Consider the following 21964-nt stretch of genomic DNA (forward strand, 5'->3'; position numbering starts at 1 on the left):
ATGTGCGTCTGCAGTGCGCTGGCTGCGCGGAATGCGCAGGTGGCGTCGCCGACCTGGGGTGACAGGCGTCGATGCCAGGGGAACGCTCGCATGACTGCGCGAATCACGCAAGGGTTCTCGCGCGCTTCGCGCACTGCGGGGTATCGGCCGAGCGGAGTCGCGTAGCCCGCCGCGGTCGCTCGGATCGCGCACCTGTCGATGGATCAGAAGTGTGTGTCGCTCACAGCTCCGTCCCATAACCTCGTGCGTGGAGACGTCGGACGCACACGTGTCCACACGGAGGAGGCGATGGTGCTCGTCAGGGGTACGCGGTTGCTCGCGGGTGCCGTGGTCGCGGCCTGCATGGTGCTGGTCGGACCCAGCGCACCCAGCGGTGCCCTCTTCGGCAGGTCCGTGCCCGTCGACGCCGTCAGGGATGTCGTACCGAACCGGGTCATGACGTGGAACATCTGCAACCCCTGCGATGCGAGCAACGTCGGCCGGGCGGCGGAGATCGCCACGCACGCGCCTCAGGTCATCGGCATGCAAGAGGCGTGCGTGCGGGACGTCGAGAGGATCCGGGAGTATCTGAAGAGCCTTCACGGGCTGGAGTACCACGTCGAGTACGGGACGGTCCTTCAGGACTGGGGCCGCTGCGGGGGAGCGCCGTGGAATCCGGGAGCCTTCGGCCAGGCGGTCCTCTCCGCGGCACCGATGACAGACCCCGTCGAGGTCGAGTACCCCGACGGAGGATCAGAGGACCGCGGGTACATGGCCGTCACCACCATGGTGGGCGGCCAGCCCGTCCGGGTCTTCAACACCCACCTCGCCCAACGACGTCAGGAAGCAGTCCGGGCGGACCAGGCCCGCGTACTCGCCACGGACGTCGCCCGACACGACCGTGCGATCGTCCTCGGCGACTTCAACGCCGTGCCGGACGCTTCCGAACTCGCCCCGATCTGGGCTCTGGCCGCGGACACGGATCCCGCGTGCCGTCCCTCGTCCGCCGGCACCTGCAAGCCGACCACCGACTGGCGCAGCAAGTTCGACTACGTCTTCCTGCGAGGCATCGCCCCGCTCAAGCACCGAGTGCGAACCACCCCGTACTCGGACCACGACCTGCTGTACTCCGACGTGGATCCGGCCTTCAGCGAGGGGCCCTGACCGGCGTCTCAGCCGGTGTGAAGGATCCGAAAGCGATCGAGTTCCACGGGATCCCGGTCGACCACCTGGATGGGCGGTCCGGCCCACTGCCAGACGCTGATGCCTGGAGTGCGGGTGAACCGGATCTGCCCGCGGGTGCCTTCGACCGCGACACGCGGCCAGGCTTCGGCGATGTGTCGCGGGTCCGTGCCGTGCGAACGCAGGATGCCGGCGAGGACCGCGACCGTGTCGTAGCCCTCGAAGGCGACGAAGGAGGGCGCTTCGGCCAGCCGCTCGCGGAGGGTCGTCCCGACTCGTGCGCCGAATGGGGTGAGGCGCTCGGGCAGGTAGCGCAGGAACGGGATCCCGGCGCCGTCGCCGCCCAGCAGTGCCGACCATGCGGCGAACTCCGGTTGTCCGGCCGGAGCCCCGATCGTGATCTCGGCGAGGCGCTGGTCGCCGCGGACGGACCGGACGATCGGCACGGCCGGCTCCGGGTGGCCGACCAGCAGCAGGAGCGCTGTCGCGCGATGGTCGACGAGTGCCTCGCACACGGCCGTGGGGGTAAGGGCGCTCATGTCGAGTTCGATGACGGTGCCGCCGCGCGGAGCGAGGTTGTCCCGCAGTATGCGGATCCCGGACGCCCAGTAGACGCTCGGCTGGGTCGCCACGGCGACACGGGTATGGCCCGCGCCGAGGAGGAAGTCCGCGTAGACCCGCCAGCCGCGGGACTGCGGCGGCGAAAGGCGCGCGACCCATTCCGTCGGCTGTTCGGTGAGCGCGTCGAGAACCGCCGACGAGCAGAGGTACGGCACGCCGAGGGCGTCGGCCCTGGCGGCGGCCGCGCGCGCGACGACGCTGTGATACTCGCCTGCCACCGCAGCCACGCCCAGGCCGGCCAAGTCGTCCACGGCCGCGGCGGCCTTCCGCGGATCGGCGGCGGTGTCCCGGACGACCAGTTCGAGTGCTCTCCCGACGATCCCGCCGGCGTCATTGACTTCGGACACGGCCAGCTCGAGTCCGGCGAGCAGGTGCCGGCCCGCCTCGGCCCAGCCGGGCCGGGTCAGCGGAACGAGAGCGCCGATCCGGACAGGTGCTCCGCCGGTTCGCTCCGCTGCGGACGGCGATGGTGGCGTACTCATGTGTTGGCCCTCCAATGTCGGTGAACAGGATTCCTACGGAGCGGGGGCGACCCAGGACAGCCCGTCCTGCGACGCCACCAGACCGCCCGGCCGCAGCGGTGCCTCGTCCTCCAGCGGGCCGCCGAACATTCCGCGTTCTTGCAGGACGGTCCCTTCCTGGAACACCTTCCGGAAGGTCTCGGACTCGTAGAGCGGATTGCGCAGGTCGTCGGCGTCGGGAAGACGACGCACCGCTCGCTCGAAGTCGTCGGCGACCGCGGTCAGCCGTTCGCCCGCCGGTCCGGCCCCGGCGAGTGACGCGTCGCCGGACGCCAGACCGCCCACCAGCTCGACGAACGCCTCCAGTTCCGTCGTGCCGATGTGGGTGACCTTGCGCGCCTTCCAGAAGTACGACCGTTCGTCCTGGTGCATGTCGTAGAAGGAGACCAGGAACTCGTGGAACAGGCGGTACTCGTGCCGGTAGCGGGCCTCGAACTCGGTGAACAGCCGCTCCTCGTCCAGGTTTCCGGCGAGGCAGCCGTTGAGTGACCGGGCGGCGAGCAGTCCGCCGTAGGTCGCCAGATGGACCCCGCTGGACAGCACCGGGTCGACGAAGCACGCCGCGTCTCCGACGAGTGCCATGCCGGGCCGCCACAGCCGCGACTTCCAGTAAGACCAGTCCTTGCGGACACGAACCTGGTCGTAGGGCGCCTCCGTGGCCTGCGGGACGCCGTCGAGGAGGTCGCGTATCTCCGGGCAGGCGTCGATCAGCCGGCGCCAGGCGGCCGCCGGGTCCCCCTGGACGGCCTCGGCGTTCTCACGGGCGACCACGGCTCCGACGCTGGTCAGATCGTCCCGAAGCGGGATGTACCAGATCCAGCCCTCGTCGAAGGCGGCGCAGAAGATGTTGCCCTCGTTCGGTGCCGGGAGCCTTGCGCCGCCGGCGAAGTAGCCGAACACCGCGATGTTGCGGAAGAAGTCGGAGTAGATCCGCTTTCCGCCGACGTGCGGGTGGATCCTGCTGCCATTGCCGGAGGCGTCCACGACGAACCGGGCACGGGCCTCGCGGACCTCGCCGTCGGGGCCCGTCCAGCGCACCCCACGGACCCGCTCCTCGTCGGCGAGTACGCCGGTCACACGGCAGCCCTCCCGTACGTCGACCCCGACCCGGCGGGCGTTGTCCAGGAGGATCGCGTCGAACCGGGAGCGCTCGACCTGGTAGGCGAACGAGGTCGGGTCGGCCAGCCGGGGCGACAGCGCGAAGGAGAACTGCCAGGGATCCCGGTTGCGGCCCCAGCGGAACGTGCCGCCGCGCTTCGGCTTGAAGCCCGCCCGCGCCACCTCGTCCTCGACCCCGAGGATCCGGCACACGCCGTGCACGGTGGAGGGGAGCAGGGACTCGCCGATCTGGTACCGCGGGAAGGTCTCCCTCTCGACGAGGAGGACGCGATGGCCGTGCAGGGCGACGGCCGCCGAGACGGTCGACCCGGCCGGGCCGCCACCGACCACGACGACGTCGAAGTCCTGCGGGGGATGGGCTGGACTCACTGGTCTCCCTTCGTCGTGCGCGCTTCGATCCAGGTGCGGATCGCCGACGCGGTGGTCTCCGCGTGCTCCCGCATCATCGTCAGATGATCGCCGGGAACGTCCGCGGTCTCGTGTGCCGTGGGCCAGGACGTCCGCCAGTGGTCCGCGTCGGCGGAGGCCGCCATGGCGGGTGTGGGCCGTGTCGCGCGCACAAGGAGCGTGGGCGTGGCGACCGGTTCCGGGTCCCAGCCGAGGAAGATCCGGTTGTAGGCACCGATCGCGGCCAGGGCGCTGTCGTCGTCCCCGGTGGGCAGGGGCTCTCCGGTGTCCTGCGGCGGTGGGGCGCCCAGGTACAGGAGCCAGTCCTTGCCGCTGTTCTCCGGCGTGATGTGGTAGGTGTCCAGCAGCACCAGACCGGTCGCTGCCCGGCCCATGGTCTCCAGCTGATGGGCCACCACGTGCGCCACATTGCCGCCCGCCGAGCGTCCTACGACCACGAAGGGCCCGTCCCCGACGTGCCGCAGCACGTTCTCGGCCTGCGTACGCGCCAGCGCGGCACGGTCCTCCGGTACGGCGGCACCGGCGCCGATCCCGGGGTGCGGGAACTCCAGCACGCTCAGGTCGCCCTGGAACGCGCGGTGGAAGCGGGGGAAGTCCCCGCCGTCCGAGGCGAGTGAGGGATGGTAGGCAGGGAAGTAGACGACCGTCGGTCTGACGGAGCCGGAGCGGGCCTGGGAGCGGCGGATCGGGGGCAGCGTGTGCTCGCGTCCCTGGGCGGCCGGGAAGGTGGGCACTGCCCAGGACGCGGTGACGAGCAGGTGCATCGCCGCCACCGGCCGGCCGGCCGCACTGACCGTCCGGAACAGGGCGGAGAGGGTGTACGCCTGTGGCTCGGGCCCTGTGGTTCCGGTGGCCGCCGCCGCGGCCGGTTCGCCGTCCAGCAGGCCGAGCAGATGGCGTGCCAGTTCCTCGGCCGTACGGTGCTCGAACACCACCGCGGCCGACAGCCGGAGCTTCAGCGCGATGCTGAGCCGGTTGCGGACCTGCACGGCGGTGAGGGAGTCGAACCCCAGGTCGGCCAGGGTTTTGCCGGCCGGGAGCGCCCCGGCGTCCGGGTAACCGAGCACCGCGGCGACATCGGCCCGCAGCAGCTCCACGAGCGCCGCCTCCCGCTCACCCGCGGGTACGGTGGCCAGCCGCTTCCGCCAGGCTCCCGCCTCCAGCATCTGACCGGAAGACCCGGTGGAACCGGAGGACGACGCGGTGACGGTCGGCCGGTTCTGACGGACGAGCCCGCGCAACGGCGGCGGCAGGTGCCCCGCACCGAACCGAAGTGCTGCCCGGTCCAGCAGGATCGGCGCCACAACCGGCTCCGTCGAGCGCAGCGCGGCGTCGAACAGGGCCAAGCCCTGCTGCGTCGACAACGGCACGAGCACGTCGCCTGGCTGTGAGCCCTGCGAGGGCCGCTGCCCCGCCGCCATGCCGTCGGTGTGCTGCCACGGGCCCCACGCCAGCGACACCGCCGGGAGTCCCTCGGCGGCACGGTGCCGGGCGAGGGCGTCGAGGAACGAGTTCGCGGCCGCGTAGTTGCCTTGGCCTGCCCGGCCCAGCAGACCGGAGACGGAGGAGAACACGACGAACGCCGAGAGGTCCATGTCCCGGGTCAGTTCGTGCAGATGCCAGGCCGCCTCGGCCTTCGGCCGCAGCACGGCCGCCATCCGCCCAGGGGTCAGCGAGTCCAGCACGCCGTCGTCGAGGACCCCGGCGGCGTGCACCACCGCGGTCAGCGGCGGTTCGCAGCGTTTGACCACCTCGCCCAGGGCGGCACGGTCGGCCGCGTCACAGGCGACGACGGCGACCCGCGCTCCCGACTCCTCCAGCTCGCGGCGCAGTTCCCGGGCGCCGGGCGCCTGCGGCCCACGGCGTCCGGTCAGCAGCAGATGCCGTACGCCGTGCTCGGCGACCAGGTGGCGTGCCAGCTCCGCGCCGAGCGCGCCGGTGCCTCCGGTGATCAGCACCGTGCCGTCCGTGTCGAAGGGAGCCGCGGAGGCTGAGGTGTCACCGGCGGCAGCCAGCCGCGGGACCGTCACCTGCCCCTGCCGCACTCGGAGTTGCGTCTCACCGCCGGCGATCGCCGACGGCAGCATCCGCAGCGATTCGGGCCGGCCGTCCACATCGACCAGGACCACCCGACCGGGCAGCTCCGACTGCGCCGCGCGCACCAGCCCCCAGACCGCCGCACCCGCCAGGTCCGGCACCGGCCCGGTGGCATCCCGCGTCACCACCACCAGCCGTGAGCCCGCCGTACCCGGGTCGCCCTGCCAGTCCTGGAGTGCCTCGAGCACGCGGCCGGTCAGCTCGTGTACGGCGGAGAGTGGATCGGCGCCGGTGGCAGGGGCGATGGCGGTGACGGCGACGATCTCGGGGTCCACCGCGCCGGGCATGAACCCGGCGAGGTTCAGCTCGTCGGGCCCGCGTACCACCCAGGCGCGCTCATCGGTGTCGCCGGAGACGTCGAGGGCGGACCACTCCGGGCGTAGCAGAGCCCTTCGTACGAGGTCGTCAGCTGTGTCATCCGTCATGTCACCCGCCATGTCGGCCCGGTCGACCTGGAGTTCCCTGGTGGCCAGCGAGTCCGCGTGCGCCACCAGTCGGCCCGACGGGTCGGCCAGGGCCAGCGAGACGGTGTCCGGGCTCGTCGGCGTCACCCTGACCCGCAGCTCCGTGGCTCCCGAGGCGTGCAGGCTCACACCGCTCCAGGCGAACGGCACGCGGACCGAGCCAGTGTCGGCGGACCGGGCCAGCAGCGGGGCGTGCAACGCGGCGTCGAACAGCGCGGGGTGCAGTCCGAAGCGGCCCGCTTCCGACGCGTGCGACGGGGGCAGCCCGACCTCCGCGAAGACATCGGCACCGCGCCGCCAGGCCGCGCGGACCCCCTGGAAGGCGGGCCCGTAGGCGAGCCCGGCCTCGGCGAGGGCGGCGTACGCGCCCGTGAGGTCCACCGCCTCGGCGTCCTGGGGCGGCCACTGGGTCAGCTCGTCCCGCGCGGTGCGCCCCGGGCCCAGCTGTCCCGTGACATTCCTCGTCCATGAGGCGTCCTCGCCGGACTCCTCCGGCCGGGAGTGGATGTCGACCGTCCGCCGGCCCGAGTCGTCCCGGGCGCCCACCACGACCTGGATCCGCACGCCAGCGGAACCGGGCAGAGCGAGCGGCGACAGCAGCACGAGTTCGTCGACCGTGCCGCAGCCCACCTCGTCTCCCGCCCGCACGGCCATCTCGACGAACACCGTCGCCGGCACGATGACCCTCCCCGCGACGACATGATCCGCGAGCCACGGGTGGGTCCCGAGGGACAACAGCCCGGTCAGCACCGTCCGCCCGGTGTCCGGCACCGGGAACGCCGGGCTCAGCAGGGCCCGGCCGTCGGCCGCTGCCGGGCGTGGCGCGTCCAGCCAGTACCGCTGCCGCTGGAAGGCGTACGTCGGCAGATCCACGCGGCGCGCGCCGGAACCCGTGTACACCGCCGCCCAGTCGACAGCGGCCCCGGCCACATGCAGCCGCGCCACGGCCGACAGCAGCGTCTCCGGTTCGTACGCACCGCTTCGTGTCGCCACGGCGAGAACGGCTCCGGTCGTGGGTGCGTCCGGCAGGCAGTCGGTGGCCGCCGCGGTGAGGACGGGGCCGGGGCCGAGTTCGAGGTAGGCGGCGATCCCGTCGTCCGCGAGTCGGCCCACGGCGTCGGCGAAGCGCACGGGAAGCCGGGCGTGCCGCGCCCAGTACTCGGGCGAGCACAGTTCGGCGGGCTCGGCGGGTCGGCCCGTCACGGTGGAGACGATCGGGATGCGCGGCGGCCGGAAAGTCAACTCCCTTGCCACGGCCAGGAACTCGTCGAGCATCGGCTCGACCAGGGGCGAGTGGAAGGCGTGACTCACCCGCAGCCGTACGGCCCTGCGGCCCCACGACTCGAAGTCGGCCGCGACGGCGAGAACCGCGTCCCGCGCGCCCGAGATCACCACGGAACGAGGCCCGTTGACGGAAGCGATCGCCGCCTGCGCCCCGAACTCCGCCAGTGCAGTGCGGGCTTCCTCCTCCGTACCGTCCAGCGCCACCATCGCACCGCCGTCGGGCAGTGCCTGCATCAGGCGGCCTCGCGCGGCCACGAGCGTCGCGGCATCGGGCAGATCGAGCACCCCGGCGACATGCGCGGCCGCCAGCTCACCGACGGAGTGGCCCACCAGTCGATCGGCTCGCACACCCCACGACTCGAGCAGCCGGAACAGCGCCACCTCGAAGGCGAACAGTCCGGCCTGGGTGAAGTCCGTACGGTCCACCAGAGCCGCCTCCGGTGAGCCCGGCTCGGCGGACAGCACCGCGCTGAGCGGCTGGGGGAGGCGGTCGTCCAGGTATCGGCAGACCTCGTCGAAGGCGTCGGCGAACACGGGGAACGCGGCGCGCAGTTCGCCGCCCATCCCGGGGCGCTGGGCACCCTGCCCGGTGAACAGGAAGGCCGTACGGATCTCCGGGTCCGCCAGCCCTCGTACGACTCCTGGTGCGTCGCGACCTTCCGCCAACGCGGTCAGCGCGTCCTGCATCCGGGTCCGGTCACCGGCCGGCACGAGCGCGCGATGGGGGAGCGCGGAGCGCGATACCGCCAGCGAGTGGGCGACGTCGGAGAGCGACAGTCCGGGCCGGTTCGTCAAGTCGGCCGCGAGCCGGCGGGCCTGAGTGCGCAGGGCGGGTTCGTCGGCGGCGGAGAGCACGCATGGAACGGTGGCGGAGAGCAGCCACGGCGCGGGTGGCGAGGCCACCGTCTGCGGAGAGACCGCCGTCTCCCTCTCGGGAGCCTCCTCCAGAATCACATGCGCGTTGGTCCCGCCGATCCCGAAAGCCGAGACGCCGGCGCGCCGCGGCCGGTCCGAGGCCGGCCAGGGCCGGGCGTCGGTCAGCAGCTCCACGCGGCCGGAGGACCAGTCGACATGAGGTGAGGGCGAGTCGGCGTGCAGAGTCCGGGGCAGTTCGCCGTGCCGCAGGGCCTGGACCATCTTGATGACGCCGGCGACTCCGGCCGCCGCCTGTGTGTGCCCGAGGTTGGACTTGACCGACCCGAGCCACAGCGGCTGCTCGCGGCCCTGTCCGTACGTGGCCAGCAGGGCCCCCGCCTCGATGGGGTCGCCCAGCCTGGTTCCGGTGCCGTGGGCCTCCACCGCGTCCACGTCACCGGCGCGCAGCCCCGCGTCCGCCAGCGCCCGTGTGATCAGCGCTCGCTGTGCCGGCCCGTGGGGCGCGGCGAGTCCGTTGGACGCGCCGTCGGAGTTCACCGCGGAGCCGCGCAGCACGGCCAGGACCGGATGGCCGCCCCGCCGCGCGTCGGACAACCGCTCCAGCAGGACGAGGCCCACGCCCTCGCCCCAGGCCGTACCGTCGGCCGCCGCCGAGAACGACTTGCAGCGCCCGTCCGGCGACAGCCCGCGCTGCCGGCTGAACGCGAGGAACGGCTTGGGTGTCGCCATCACGGTGACCCCGCCGGCCAGCGCCAGCGAGCATTCGCCCGAGCGCAGCGCCCGCGCCGCCTGGTGCAGCGCCACCAGCGAGGACGAGCACGCGGTGTCGACCGTGATCGCCGGACCGCGCAGACCGTAGACGTACGAGATCCGCCCCGAGGCCACGCTGCCCGCCGAACCCAGCCCCAGGTGCGCCTCCAGCTCGTGGGAGCGGGTGAACCGGGCGGAGTAGTCGCCGTACATCACGCCCACGAACACACCGGTGTCGCTCCCGCGCACCGAGGCCGGATCGATTCCGGCCCTCTCCCACACCTCCCAGGACGTCTCCAGGAGCAGCCGCTGCTGCGGATCCATCGCGAGCGCCTCGCGCGGCGAGATGCCGAACAGCCCGGCGTCGAACTCCGCCGCCCGGTGCAGGAATCCGCCGTGTCGCGTGTACGACGTGCCGATCCGGTCGGGATCGGGGTCGTACAGGGCGTCCAGGTCCCAGCCGCGGTCGGCCGGGAACTCCGAGATGGCGTCCCGCCCGTGCTTGACCAACTCCCACAGGTCCTCGGGGGAGTTGACGTCACCGGGATACCGACAGCCCATGGCGACGATCACGATGGGGTCGTCGCCGGGGGGCCGGTTCCGTGCACGCGGCGCATGCGGGTGGTCGTCGGACTCGTCCTCGAAGAGCGCCACGTGCAGGTGCCGGGCGACCTCGGCCGGTGTCGGGTGGTCGAAGACCAGTGCCGACGGCAGGTCCAGGCCGGTCAGCTCGCCGAGCCTGTCCACCAGCTCGACGAGGCCGACGGACGTCATGCCGAGATCGGCGAAGGGGCTGTCCGCGTCGGGCAGATCACCGGGCACGGGCCGGCAGACCTCGGCCGTGGTGGTGAGCACCGTCTCGCGGAGCGCGCGTTTCCGGTCCTCGGGCGAGAGGGGCAGGAGCCGCTCGCGCAGGGCGGTACGTGCGGTGCCGGCCGTGGCCGGAGCCGGGACGGCCAGCGCGTGCCGGGCGATCTTGCCGGACGCGGTGCGCGGGACGGCGGCGATCTCGTGGATCTCGACCGGCACCTTGTAGTCGGCCAATCGGGTGCGGCACTCGGCGAGCACCTGCCGCACGTCGATCCCGTCCGGTCCTGGAACGACGAAGGCGACCGGCACCTCGCCGAGCACATCGTGCGGCACACCCACGACGACGGCCTCGGACACGCCCGGACACTGCGCCAAGGCCTGTTCGATCTCCGTCGGGTGGATGTTCTCGCCCCCGCGGATGATCAACTCGCTGACCCGGCCGGTGAGCCGGAGCCGGCCGTGCTCGACGCGGCGGCCCAGGTCGCCGGTGCGGTACCAGCCGTCCCGCAGCGCGGCGGCCGTCGCCTCGGGCTGCCCGTGGTACCCGGTCATCAGGCTCGGCCCTCGCACCCAGACCTCGCCCTCGGCCCCGTCCGGGACGTCCTCGACGCCGCGCGGGTCGACGAGGCGTACCTCCATGCCCGGGACGGGCGCCCCGCAGGAGCCTTCGGCTCTGGGCCCGTCGGGGCGGTTCACCGCGATCATGCCGCAGGTCTCCGTACTGCCGTACGCGTCGAGCAGCGGCGCCCCGAGCGTCTCCTCCACGGCCGCGCGCAGAGCCGGACCGCTCGGCGCACCGGCCACCACGCACATCCGCAGCGCCCGCGGGAGTCCGCCCGCCGAGTCGACCAGTCGGTGATACGTCGTCGGCACGCCGGCCAGCATGGTGAAGGGCCCGCCGAGCCCCTCGTACGCCGTGAGCAGCTCCTGCCGCAGCCCGCCCGGCGGCAGCGGCTCACCCGCGATCCGGGCGCTCGCGCCCACAGCGGTCACGCCCAGGATCGCCAGCGAGTGGCTGAAGCTGTGGAACAGCGGAAGCGGCCAGAGCAGCCGGTCCTCGCGCGAGAGGCCGAAGATCGGGGCGTAGCAGGCGGCCACGGACCACAACGCGGCCCGCTGCGTGGACAGCACGCCCTTGGGCCGGTGCGTGGTGCCCGAGGTGTAGAGCATCCAGGCCGGAGCGTCGAGCCCGAGCAGGTCGATCTCCGCGGACGCGTCGCTCTCGACCGCGCTGAGGAACAGCTCGGCGCCGTCCGGGACCGGCCCGGCCCCGGTGACCAGGACGCCCAGCCCGTCGTACGGCGGTCCCAGGCGCCGCAGTTGTGCGACATGCGCGGCATCGGTAATGACGAACGCGGCGCCGCTGTCCTGGAGGAAGTGGGCCAGTTCGGCGTCGGAGGACCGCGGATTGAGCGGCATGCCGACCATGCCCGCGCGCAGCACGGCGAGACAACTCTCCACCATCTCCACGCAGTTGCCGAGACAGATCGCGACACGGTCGCCGTCGCGCAGTGCTGTCCGGGTTTTCAGGTAGGAGGCCAGCGAGCGGGTGCGTCGCTCCAGCTCGCCGTAGGTGACGCTGCGCGCGGAGTCGGAGTAGGCGACCCGCCGCGGGGCCGCCTCGGCGTGCTGCCGCAACAGCTCCGGCACCGGCCGGATCAGCTCGTCACGCCTCATGTCTCCGCCTCCCAAGTCCCTCGCGGTGCAACGATGTTGACCTTACGGGACCTGGGGGCGGTGCCCTGGCCGGCGCCCCGGATCAGCTGGGGCGCAGCGGGTCGCCGGGGACGTCGCCGAGGATCTGCTCGCGAAGGATCTCGGCGTGGCCGCAGTGCTGGGCCAGCTCGCGCAAGGTGTGCAGGTAGACCCAGCGCAGCGGCAGCGGGCCCCGGCGGTTGCCTTGCAGGAGGTCGTCCAGCGTCAGCTTCTTTGTGGCTCGGCGGGACGCCGCGCACGCCTGCTGATGGGCATCCTGGATCGAGGCGATCGTGTCGTCGTCGTGGAGGTCGAACGACTCGTCGGGCGAGTCGGGAATGCCGATCTCGCTACGGGACCGGCAGGTGATCGCCTCGTCGAACCAGACCTTCTCGACGAACGTCGCGTGCTTGACCAGGCCGAGCAGGGTGGTCTTGGACGGGACCAGCGGCCGCCGTGCCTGCTCCTCGGTCAGCCCGTTGAGACTGTCGTGCAGCGCGGATCGATGCTCATCCAGGAAGACCTCGAACTGATCGCGGAACGCCGCGTGGAAGACGGCGGGTTCTGTCGTTGACTCGAAGACCATGAGCGCAACGATAAGCGGGTCAGACGTGTGCCGTACGGGCGTCGAGCGATCAGCGCAGCGCGGCCTCGCCCGCCTGGACGGCCCGCAGGGCGCGCTCGACCGTCTCCTGGTTCTCGCCGACCGGAGCCACGTAGTCGAGGACGCCGTGAGCGGCGTCCTGCCCGAGCGTGCGGGTGATCACCCACGTCGCGAGGTACTGAGACGCCAGGCACCCGCCCGCCGTGGCGATGTTCCCCTCGGCGTGGAACGGAGTGTCCAGCACCGTGACGCCCGAGGCTTCGACGAAGGGGCGGCTCTTGATGTCCGTGCACGCCGGCATGCCCTCCAGCAGCCCGAGCCGGGCCAGCACCAGCGCGCCTGAGCACTGCGCACCGATCAGCTGCCGCGAAGGATCGAGCCGCAGCCGCGAGACCAGCCGGTCGTCGGCGACCACCTCGCGTGCCTTCACCCCGCTGCCGATCAGCACGACATCGGCTTCGGTCACGAACTCCATCGGGCGCTGCCCGGTCACCTCCACGCCGTTCATCGACGTGACCACCGGCGCGGGCGTCGTGACGAAGGCCTCCAAGCCGTCCTTGCGGCACCGGTTGATCAGCGCGGAAGCGATGAAACTGTCGAGCTCGTTGAACCCGTCGAAGGTGACCACGGCTACCTGCATCACAACTCCTTCAACCCCTTTGAGCGCGGCGCGGCACGCCAGGCGTTCACGAGCCTGTCACAAGCGAGCAGGAATGTCGGTCGTGAGCGGGCCGGTTGCCTGGGTATGACCATCGGATTAGCGCTTCCCCTGCACCACGAGATCGACGGCACGGTGCGGCTGGCGCGGGAAGCCCACGAAGCCGGATTGCCTTCCGTCTGGTTCGGGCAGACCTTCGCCTACGACTCACCCACGCTGGCCGCGATCGTCGGCCGCGAGGTACCCGGACTGCATGTCGGGACCTCCGCGATCCCCGTCTTCGGCCGCCATCCGCTCCTCGTCTCCAGCCAGGCCCAGACCGCCCAGGCGGCCACCCGCGGCCACTACCACCTCGGACTCGCGCTCGGCACCAAGCACCTGACGGAGACCGGCTTCGGAATCCCGCACGAACGCCCCATCCGCCTGCTCAGGGAATTCCTCACCGCCCTGCGCCAACTCGTCGAAACGGGCAGCGCCGACTTCCACGGAGAGCTGCTGACCGCCACCACTCCCTTGCCGGGCGCCGTGCCGGGCGCCGAACCGCCCGTGCCGCTGCTGGTCGCGGCCATGGCGCCGCAGGCGCTGCGGGTCTCCGGCGAACTCGCAGACGGCATCCTCCCGTACCTGGCCGGCCCACGCGCCCTCGCCGACCACATCGTCCCGGCCGTCACCGCCGCGGCCGAGGCGGCCGGCCGGCCCGCGCCCCGCATCGTGGCGTTCGTTCCCGGGGTGGTCACCGCTGACGTCGAGAGCGTGCGCGAGAAGGCGACCGAGACGCTCGCGTTCTACGAGCGGTTTCCTTCCTACCAGCGCGTCATCGGACTGTCCGGCGGCACCCGGGCCGTCGACCAGGCCGTGATCGGGGACGAGGAGACCATCGCCGCCGAGGTTGCCCGATACCGGGAAGCCGGGGCGACGGAGGTGGTCTTCACGACGACGGACCTGGGAACCGAGGCCGACCGGCGCCGCACCTGGAAGCTGCTCGGAGAACTGGCGAACGGCTGAGGCACCGGCCAGGGGGGGAGGTGGCGGAGCCCGGGCGGGTGCAGGCCCTCTTGACGTGGCGGGAAAGCCGCCTGACACTCCAGAGCAGAGATTCCTAGTGCATCGGTAGGAAATGATGGAGCGACTGGAGCCGTACGCCGACCGCGCGTCGCGCGCGGGCCGGTGGTCTCTGCTCCTCACCTCCCGCCGGCACATCGATCTCCTGCGCGTCTGCAGCGCGGCGAACCCCCTCCGCTGATTCGGCGGCGCCCCGGCGCCGCGACCCGCCGCGCACGGGTGCACGCCGGCGCCGCCGCGCACCCGTCCCCCCCCGTGCGCCGCCCTCCCGCCGCACCTCCCAGAACCAGAACCAGAAGCCGGACCCGGACCCAGGGAGACACATGCCCGCCGCACCCCTGACCACCGTCCCGTCCCTCCCCTCACCACCGCCGTTCCGGGGCAGGATCGGCTGTGACGCCAACAGCGGCTACTACGCCGCGCCGCGCCGCTACCGCCTCCATCTGTCGCTGTCCTGCCCCCACTGTCTGCGGATCGCCATCACCCACAGCCTGCTCGGCCTGGAGGACACCCTCCCGGTCGTGCTGCTGCCGGCCCTCCCCGACCGGCCCGACGGCGGACACTCCGCGCTGAGCCCCTTGTACGAGGCCAGCTCCCACCGGCATCCCGGGCCGGCCCTCGCACCGGTGCTGAGCGACACCTGGACCGGGCGGATCGTCACCACGCACTCCTCGCACATCCTCCGGGACCTGGCCCGGTTCTTCGGCGACGACGGCACCGACCGTCCCGTCCTCTACCCGCCCGGCGCGGAGGAGGAGACAGCTGCCGTCGAACGCCTCTGCGAGCACAGCGTCAACGAGGCCGCACAGCGCGCCGGACAGGCCGACACCGACGCCACGGCACGCCACACCGCCCTCGGCTCCCTCCTCCGGGTCCTGGGGTCGCTGGAGTGGCGCCTCGCCGACCAGGAGTTCGTCCTCGGTGATGAACTGACCGCCGCCGACGTGCGGTTGTGGGTGGCCCTGGTCCAGCTCGACACCGTGCACCGACTGCACCTGGACGCCGCAGCGGTCCACCGCGTCGCCGACCATCCGCACCTGTGGACCTACGCCCGACGGCTCGCCGCCCACCCCGCCTTCGGCCGCCATCTCGACCTGAACGGCATCGCCCGCAGGCACCACGCCCACTGCCAAGGGCTGGAGGCCGCGGGGGCGGCGGTACAGATCCTCGACTGGGCCGTTCACATCGCGGAAGCGCCTGCTCGGCAGGGCGGTTGATCCCGCACGGCCGACCTGAGGCGGTGGTCCTGGAACTGCTCGTGGACGGGCGACGGCTCGTGGGCGTGGAAAGCGGCCTCCCGAGCCGCTCACGCGTTTGGCGGCCCTGCGCGAGAAGTGTGTGCCCGGAGCGGTCGAGGATTGACACGACATACGCGGCGGAGCAGCTGGCCGCTACGCCCAAGGAGGCATCTCTATGCGCCGTGCAGGTTTCGTCGTCGCCGCCACGACCGCGCTCACGCTGGGGACCGCCGGCCAGGGCTGGGCGGAGACAACCAGTGGCGACATCACCACCAGTTGGGGAGACCGGACCCGCATCCAGCTGACCTGGGTCGACCGGGACTCCTTCCACAACGGCGCGCTGGCCGTCACCGACCAGACCTGCGACGACCGGCCCGTCCACGCGACCCTCACCCTCCAGACCGGATCCGGCGCCGCCCGCCCTCTGAGCGACTATCGCAACGCCGACGGCTGCGACACGACCATCGACTTCCAGAACATCACCGCCACCGACCCGACCGGCATCAAGAGCCTCACCATGACCCTGTGCCGCAGCGCCCCCGGAACACCCGACGAGTGCGAGACCGGGTACATCGCCGCGAACCCCTACTACGGCTCCTGACCTCGGGCCGGGGCCGCCCGGGAGGGACCTGAAGCAGTAGACGAAACGCCCTCAACAGTCGGCCAGGGCCGGACGCCCCGGCCGGACCTCACATGTGCACCACGGGCGCCGCGTCGGGGTCGGTCGTCGGTGCGCCCCGCCGGTAGAGGACGACGCTGATGACCAGGCCGGCGGCGAAGAAGGCGGCCGACCACCAGTAGGCGGTGGAGTAGCCCTCCAGCCCGGCCCGCGCGAGAACGGCGGGGTCCTTGGGGTTCCGGCCGGCCAGGTAGTCGGTGACGGCGCTGGTGGACAGGGTGTTGAGCAGGGCCGTACCGAGGGAGCCGCCGACCTGCTGCATGGTGTTCACGGCGGCGGAGGCGACCCCGGCGTCCTCGGCCTTCACCCCGGCCGTGGCCAGGCTCATGGCCGGGGCCATCACCAGGCCGAGACCGAGTCCCGCCACGATCAGCGGGGGCAGGATGCCGGTGGCGTAACCGCTGCTGAGGCCGAGACCGGTCAGCCCCACCATGCCGGCCGCGGCGAGGCCCATGCCCAGCGGCACGACCGCCTTCGGCCCGATGCGGGGGATCAGCACGGTGGAGGCGAGCGTCGAGGAAAGCATGAGCCCGCCGACCATCGGCAGGAAGGCCAGGCCGGTCTTGATGGGGGTGTAGCCCAGGCTCTGCTGCAGGTAGTAGGTGAGGAAGAGGAAGACACCGAACATGCCGGCGCCGGTGATCAGGATGGAGACGAAGGAGGCGCCGCGGTTGCGGTCGAGCAGGACGCGCAGGGGAAGCAGGGGGTGGGTGGAGCGGGTCTGCCACCAGGTGAACGCGGCGAGCAGGACGGCGCCGGCGACCAGGAAGCCCCAGGTCCGCACGGAGCCCCAGTCGTGGCTCTCGGCGTTGGCGAAGCCGTAGACCAGGCAGAACAGGCCGCCGGAGACGAGGACCGCGCCGGGGATGTCGATGGTGGCGCTCTTGTCGCGGGTGGTGCGCTGGAGCAGGAGGATGCCGCCGACGGCTGCGGCAGCGGCGAAGACCAGGTTGACGTAGAGGGTCCACCGCCAGTCGAGGTGCTCTGTCAGGAAGCCGCCGAGGAGCAGGCCGATGGCGCCGCCCGCGCCGGCGATGGCGCCGTACACGCCGAAGGCCCTGGCCCGTTCCTTGACGTCGGTGAAGGTCGTGGTCAGCAGGGACAGGGCGGCCGGGGCGAGCAGGGCGCCGAACAGACCCTGCGCGGCACGCGCGACGATGAGCACCTCGAAGCTGCCGGCGGCACCTCCCAGCGCGGAGGCCCCGGCGAAGCCGACCAAGCCGACCAGGAAGGTCATCTTCCGGCCGAACAGGTCGGCTATGCGTCCGCCGAGCAGCAGCAGGCTGCCGAAGGCGAGCGCGTAGGCGGTGACGACCCACTGCCGGTCCCCGTCGGAGAAGCCCAGATCCTTCTGGGCCGAGGGGAGCGCGATATTCACGATCGTCCCGTCCAGCACCACCATGAGCTGGGCCAGTCCGATGACGGCCAGGATCCACCAGCGGTGAGGCGATGGTGTGCCGGCGGACGGAAGTGAGGACACGGGGGCCGCGCCGGCCGTGTCGGTGGAGGTCTTGGGCATGACGGGACTCCAGAGGAAGCGGGGCAGGGATCGGATGTCCGGTGGTGATGCGGTGCGGGACGGCTGCGTCGACGGAGCTCGTCACGTGGGGCGGCCGGTGCGATGGCCGGTGATCCGGCCGAGTGACTCGCGGACTGCCTGACCGGTAATGACTGACCGGACCGCCTGACACCTGTCAGATTACCTGTAATCTGACAGGTGTCAAGTAAGGTGCTGAAGGGACCCTAGGATGGCCCGGAGCACGAGCAGCGCAGGACGCACGCATGGAGGCAGTCGTGGGAGCAAAACCCGAATCGGCCCGACGGCCGGGGCGCCCCGGCGCGGACACTCCCGCGGTGCCCGCCGAGGAGAGCATCCTGCGGCGCGGACTGGAGGCCTTCGCCGAACTGGGCTACGACCACGCCTCCGCGCGCGAGCTGGCCCGCCGCCTGGGCGTCAGCCACAACTTCATCAACGACCGGTACGGCTCCAAGGCGGCCTTCTGGCGTGCGGTGGTGGACCACGCGCTGGGAGCGCAGCTGGCGCGCCTGCCGCAGGTGGACGACGAGGTCGACGACGTCGAGGCCCTGCGGCGGATCATCACCGGCTTCTACCGGACCGCCGTGGACGAGCCGTTGATCGGACGGCTCTTCGTCAGCGAGTTCGCCCAGGACTCCGAACGGCTGGACTACCTGTACGAGCACTACATCGCGCCGACCCTGCGGCTCCTGGAGCCCGGCATCGAGCGACTCGTTGCCGCGGGGCGTATGGCGCCCGTCCCGATGCACGTGCTGTTCTTCGCGGTCATCCCGCCCGTCTCGGGCATGGTGGAGGTCCCTCTGGCGCGCCGCCTCGGCCGGCCCGACGCCGCCTCACCGGAACAGCTCACGGCCACGGCGGAGGCACTGGCGACGCTGGTGGTCAACGGCCTGCTGGCGTCGGGACCAGCGACGTGACCGGACGTCAGGACTCTCTCCGTCGGTAACCTGACCGCCGTGATGGTGGGCACCGAAGAAACCCGGCTGGTCGTCCTGCGAGGGAACAGCGCCTCGGGCAAGTCGTCCGTCGCGGCCGCGCTCCGCGAGAAGTTCGGCCGCGGCCTGGCCCTGGTCGGCCAGGACAACCTCCGCCGCATCGTCCTGCGCGAGCGTGACCGGCCCGGTGCCGCGAACATCGGCCTGATCGACCTGACGGCCCGCTACGCGCTGGACGCCGGATTCCACGTCGTGGTCGAGGGCATCCTCTACGCCGACCGCTACGGCGACATGCTTGCCCGGCTGCGCGCCGACCACCGCGGCCCGAGCCACAGCTACTACCTGGACGTACCGTTCGCCGAAACCCTTGCCCGGCACGCCACCAAAGCGATCGCCGACGAGGTCAGTGAGGCACAACTGCGCGACTGGCACCGGCCGCTCGATCTGCTGCCGGGCGGGATCGAGACCGTCATCGGAGCCGGCAGCGCCCTGCACGAGACCGTCGACCGCATCATGCTCGAGACGGGTCTGGACCGCCTTCCCGCAGTGGACCGCTGACCGGCGCGGCGTGGGCCGCCGCCGGGCGGATCGAGGCGAACGCCGTGGCGAGGTGGTCGAGCAGGGGCGCGGCGGAGGGGTGCGGGTCGCGGCGAGGGGTGATCGTGTAGATGCCGCGGGCCGGGGGGTCGACGAGGTCCACGGTGGTGACGTCGGTCCGCAGGGCGCGTGTCAGCACGCCGGGTATGAGCGCGATGGCGTGACCGGTCGCGACCAGGGCCAGCTTGCCGGGCAGATCGGCCGCGACGAGGTCGATGCGGGCGCTGACTCCGGCGCGGGCGGCGTGCTGGCGCAGCAGCGCCGCCGAGCCGTCGTTGTCCTCGGCCCAGGTCTGGTCGGCCAGGGCGTGGATGTGCACCGGGCCGCGCCCGGCCAGCGGATGGTCGACGGGCAGTGCGACGACCATGTCGTCCAGCCCGAGGAAGCCTCGCTCGACCCGCGAGTCCTGCGGCAGCCCGGGCGGGGCGTCGGTGACGACGGCGACGTCGAGATCGCCGTCGAGCACGCGGCGGTGCAGCTCCGGGCTCAGGGCGGGGAGCAGACTCCACCGGACGGATCCGGTCTGCCGCAACAACGCCCGGACGGCTTCGGGCACGATCCCCGTGGCCAGAGAAGGCGTCGCGCCGACGGCCAGCGGCCGGTTGAACGCCCCGTCGCGAGCGTCCCGCGCGGCGCGAACGGCGCGGTCGGCCTCGTTCAGCGTGGTCTGGGCGTGACGCCGGAACACCTCGCCGGCGGGCGTCGGACGGACGCCGCGCGCATGGCGTTCCATCAGGGGCACGCCGAGCTCCCGCTCCAGACCGGCGATCTGCCGCGAGACGGCCGACTGCGTGTGATGGAGCTCGGCGGCCGCCGCCGACAGCGACCCCAGGCGGCACACGGTCACGAACGTTCGCCACACTGTCAGCTCCATGGGCGCCAGTATGCCCAGCGGGTATGCGAGTTCCGCAGGGCAGGGCTGCGAAATCTGCGCTTGTCGCAGTCGACGCGGTGCATGAGTCTGGCGCGCATGACCACACCACACACGATCGCCGTCCTCGGCCTGGGACGCATGGGCAACGCGATGGCGACCCGCCTGGCGGGCCAGGGCCGGCACGTCGTCGGCTGGACCCGCTCGGGGCGCACGGCAGGCACCGTCGAGACGACCGCCGATCCGGACGAGGCCGTGGCGAAGGCCGACCTCGTGCTTCTGGCGTTGTTCGACGGCCCGGCCTGCCGGCAGGTCCTCGAGGAGGTCCGTGACGTGCTGCGCACGGACACGATCGTGCTGAACACCAGCACCGTCGCCCCCGCCGAAGCGTCCGAGCTGGCCGGGCGCTCGGGCCCGTCCTACGTCCACGCGCCCGTGCTCGGGTCCGTGCCGGCCGCCGCCGCGGGGGCCCTGCGGATACTCGTCGCCGGCGACCACGACGCGGTCGACCGGGCCTGGCCGGTTCTGGAAACGCTGGGCACCGTGCGGCGCGTGGCCGACGCCTCCACGGCCGCGGCGCTCAAGCTGATCGCCAACAACAGCCTCGCCGGCGCCGTCCTCGCGCTGCGAGACTCGCTGCGGCAGGCCGACGCCCTCGGCCTGCCCCGCACCCAGGTGCTGGACGTCCTCGAACTCGGCCCGCTCGGCGGACTCGTGACCGTCAAGAGACCCTTCCTCGCCGGAGAATCGGCCGCTGTCACGGCCGAGTTCACCATCGGTGCGCTGGCCAAGGACATGGCTCTGCTGGCCGAGGCGTCGAACACTCCGCTGGGCGGCGCGGCAGGCTTGGCCGACCCTCCCGCCGACCCCGAGGCCGATATCGCCGTCGCCGCCACGGCCCCGGCGGTGGGGGACGCCGTGCTCGAACCGCTCCGCGCCTACCTGCGCGGACACGCCACCGGCGACCCCGCCCATTTCCGCGAGGCGTTCCTGCCCACCGCGCACATCGAGGGGCTCCGCGACGGGGCGTTCGTCTCCTGGCGCCTGGACGAGTACTGCGCTCTCTTCCCCGGCCGGCCGGCCCCGGACGAAGCGACCCGCTCCCGTCGCGTCGACGCCGTCGACGTCCACGGCACGGTCGCGACCGCCACCATGACGCTGCGGCACGGCGCTGACACCTTCACCGACATCTTCCTGCTGGTCCGCGCCGACGAGGGCTGGCGCATCGCCAACAAGGCCTATCACCGACACTCGTGAGGATCATTTCCTGACGAAGGCGGAGACCATGACCACGCAGACGCACCATGTCGACCACGAACTCGTCGAGGCAGCGGCTGACCTGGCCCGCACCCGTTGCCGTGGCGACAACCACACCATGGCGGCCGCGGCCCGCGCTCAGGACGGGCGGATCGTCACGGCGGTGAACGTCTACCACTTCACCGGAGGCCCCTGCGCCGAGCTGGCCCTCATCGGCGCGGCAGCGGCACAGGGAGTCCACGAGCTGGACACGATCGTCGCCGTGGGCGACCGTGACCGGGGAGTCGTCCCTCCGTGCGGCCGGTGCCGTCAGGTCCTTCTCGACTACTTTCCCGCCCTCGAGGTCATCGTCGGCGAGGGCGACCGCGTCCGGGCCGTCCCCATCACCGACCTGCTCCCCGAGAGCTATGTCTGGGCCGACCACCAGGTCGACGCCGAGTAGGTCGCCGTTCGGAGCGAGTCGGCCCGGGGCTCAGGGTCAGACCCCGGAGAAGTCGATCTCGCGGGCCCACTCGGGATGGTCTATCAGCGGGTTCCGGTTGCCCTGTATCTCCGCGATGGCCGCGTTGCGGTGCCGTTCGTACTCGGTGACCGCCTCGCCCTCGTGCCACCGCAGCAGGACGGGCAGCCGGTCTTCGGGGAACTCCTGCGCGGCGCCGCCGACCTGGCCCGGACAGCGCAAAGGCGCTCGCGTGCGGCTCGATGGGAGGTTGCCTCAGC

Annotated in this window: 16 protein-coding genes; 8 read left to right on the forward strand and 8 right to left on the reverse strand. The window is 72.2% G+C overall.

What is annotated here, in order from left to right:
- Nucleotides 1-288: 288 nt before the first annotated feature.
- Entirely contained in the window at nucleotides 289-1143 is an 855-nt protein-coding gene (locus tag AC07DF_RS19440) for an endonuclease/exonuclease/phosphatase family protein (RefSeq protein WP_478972301.1), read from the forward strand.
- Nucleotides 1144-1151: 8 nt separating this feature from the next.
- Here the strand turns inward: AC07DF_RS19440 and AC07DF_RS19445 are convergent, their stop codons facing one another.
- The 5 genes from AC07DF_RS19445 to AC07DF_RS19465 all read right to left on the reverse strand — a co-directional run bounded on the left by AC07DF_RS19445 (nucleotide 1152) and on the right by AC07DF_RS19465 (nucleotide 13050).
- On the reverse strand, nucleotides 1152-2264 hold the full coding sequence (locus tag AC07DF_RS19445) for an ABC transporter substrate-binding protein (protein ID WP_478972304.1): 1113 nt from the start codon (nucleotides 2262-2264) through the stop codon (nucleotides 1152-1154).
- 33 nt (nucleotides 2265-2297) lie between these two features.
- Nucleotides 2298-3791, reverse strand: coding sequence for a tryptophan 7-halogenase (locus AC07DF_RS19450; protein WP_478972307.1), 1494 nt, complete (start codon nucleotides 3789-3791; stop codon nucleotides 2298-2300).
- Nucleotides 3788-11788 (reverse strand): SDR family NAD(P)-dependent oxidoreductase, encoded by an 8001-nt coding sequence (locus AC07DF_RS19455; RefSeq protein WP_478972310.1) that lies wholly within the window; start codon nucleotides 11786-11788, stop codon nucleotides 3788-3790. The genes AC07DF_RS19450 and AC07DF_RS19455 overlap by 4 nt, the downstream gene beginning before the upstream one ends.
- Nucleotides 11789-11870: 82 nt before the next feature.
- Nucleotides 11871-12392 (reverse strand): DinB family protein, encoded by a 522-nt coding sequence (locus AC07DF_RS19460; RefSeq protein ID WP_478972313.1) that lies wholly within the window; start codon nucleotides 12390-12392, stop codon nucleotides 11871-11873.
- 49 nt (nucleotides 12393-12441) lie between these two features.
- Nucleotides 12442-13050: a DJ-1/PfpI family protein gene (locus AC07DF_RS19465; protein ID WP_478972316.1), complete on the reverse strand. Its 609-nt coding sequence runs from the start codon at nucleotides 13048-13050 to the stop codon at nucleotides 12442-12444.
- 105 nt (nucleotides 13051-13155) lie between these two features.
- On the opposite strand from AC07DF_RS19465, the gene AC07DF_RS19470 reads away from it, so the two are divergent.
- The 3 genes from AC07DF_RS19470 (at nucleotide 13156) to AC07DF_RS19480 (ending at nucleotide 15969) form a co-directional block, all read left to right on the forward strand.
- Entirely contained in the window at nucleotides 13156-14073 is a 918-nt protein-coding gene (locus AC07DF_RS19470) for an LLM class F420-dependent oxidoreductase (RefSeq protein WP_478972319.1), read from the forward strand.
- A 380-nt stretch (nucleotides 14074-14453) separates the two neighbouring features.
- Nucleotides 14454-15347 (forward strand): glutathione S-transferase C-terminal domain-containing protein, encoded by an 894-nt coding sequence (locus AC07DF_RS19475; protein WP_478972322.1) that lies wholly within the window; start codon nucleotides 14454-14456, stop codon nucleotides 15345-15347.
- Between the two features lie 196 nt (nucleotides 15348-15543).
- Nucleotides 15544-15969: a hypothetical protein gene (locus AC07DF_RS19480; protein WP_478972325.1), complete on the forward strand. Its 426-nt coding sequence runs from the start codon at nucleotides 15544-15546 to the stop codon at nucleotides 15967-15969.
- An 88-nt stretch (nucleotides 15970-16057) separates the two neighbouring features.
- On the opposite strand, the gene AC07DF_RS19485 is transcribed toward AC07DF_RS19480, so the two are convergent.
- The gene (locus AC07DF_RS19485) at nucleotides 16058-17566 is read right to left on the reverse strand and encodes an MFS transporter (protein ID WP_478972327.1); all 1509 of its coding nucleotides are present in this window, start codon (nucleotides 17564-17566) and stop codon (nucleotides 16058-16060) included.
- 335 nt (nucleotides 17567-17901) lie between these two features.
- Here AC07DF_RS19485 and AC07DF_RS19490 point away from each other — a divergent pair, with 335 nt between their 5' ends.
- Nucleotides 17902-18501, forward strand: a complete 600-nt coding sequence (locus tag AC07DF_RS19490) for a TetR/AcrR family transcriptional regulator (RefSeq protein ID WP_478972330.1) — start codon at nucleotides 17902-17904, stop codon at nucleotides 18499-18501.
- Nucleotides 18502-18543: 42 nt separating this feature from the next.
- Nucleotides 18544-19077 carry an AAA family ATPase gene (locus AC07DF_RS19495; protein WP_478972748.1) on the forward strand — a complete coding sequence of 178 codons (534 nt, stop codon included), beginning with the start codon at nucleotides 18544-18546 and terminating at the stop codon, nucleotides 19075-19077.
- Here AC07DF_RS19495 and AC07DF_RS19500 read toward each other — a convergent pair.
- Nucleotides 19031-19990 carry a LysR family transcriptional regulator gene (locus AC07DF_RS19500; RefSeq protein WP_478972333.1) on the reverse strand — a complete coding sequence of 320 codons (960 nt, stop codon included), beginning with the start codon at nucleotides 19988-19990 and terminating at the stop codon, nucleotides 19031-19033. The genes AC07DF_RS19495 and AC07DF_RS19500 overlap by 47 nt on opposite strands.
- Nucleotides 19991-20086: 96 nt before the next feature.
- Here AC07DF_RS19500 and AC07DF_RS19505 point away from each other — a divergent pair, with 96 nt between their 5' ends.
- Together AC07DF_RS19505 and AC07DF_RS19510 are read left to right on the forward strand one after the other, a co-directional pair.
- On the forward strand, nucleotides 20087-21244 hold the full coding sequence (locus AC07DF_RS19505; protein ID WP_478972336.1) for a nuclear transport factor 2 family protein: 1158 nt from the start codon (nucleotides 20087-20089) through the stop codon (nucleotides 21242-21244).
- Between the two features lie 28 nt (nucleotides 21245-21272).
- Nucleotides 21273-21686, forward strand: a complete 414-nt coding sequence (locus AC07DF_RS19510) for a cytidine deaminase family protein (protein ID WP_478972339.1) — start codon at nucleotides 21273-21275, stop codon at nucleotides 21684-21686.
- A gap of 36 nt (nucleotides 21687-21722) precedes the next feature.
- Here the strand turns inward: AC07DF_RS19510 and AC07DF_RS19515 are convergent, their stop codons facing one another.
- Nucleotides 21723-21926, reverse strand: a complete 204-nt coding sequence (locus tag AC07DF_RS19515) for an endonuclease (RefSeq protein WP_478972342.1) — start codon at nucleotides 21924-21926, stop codon at nucleotides 21723-21725.
- Between the last annotated feature and the right edge of the window lie 38 nt (nucleotides 21927-21964).

This window comes from Streptomyces sp. NPDC044719 (assembly GCF_056433405.1).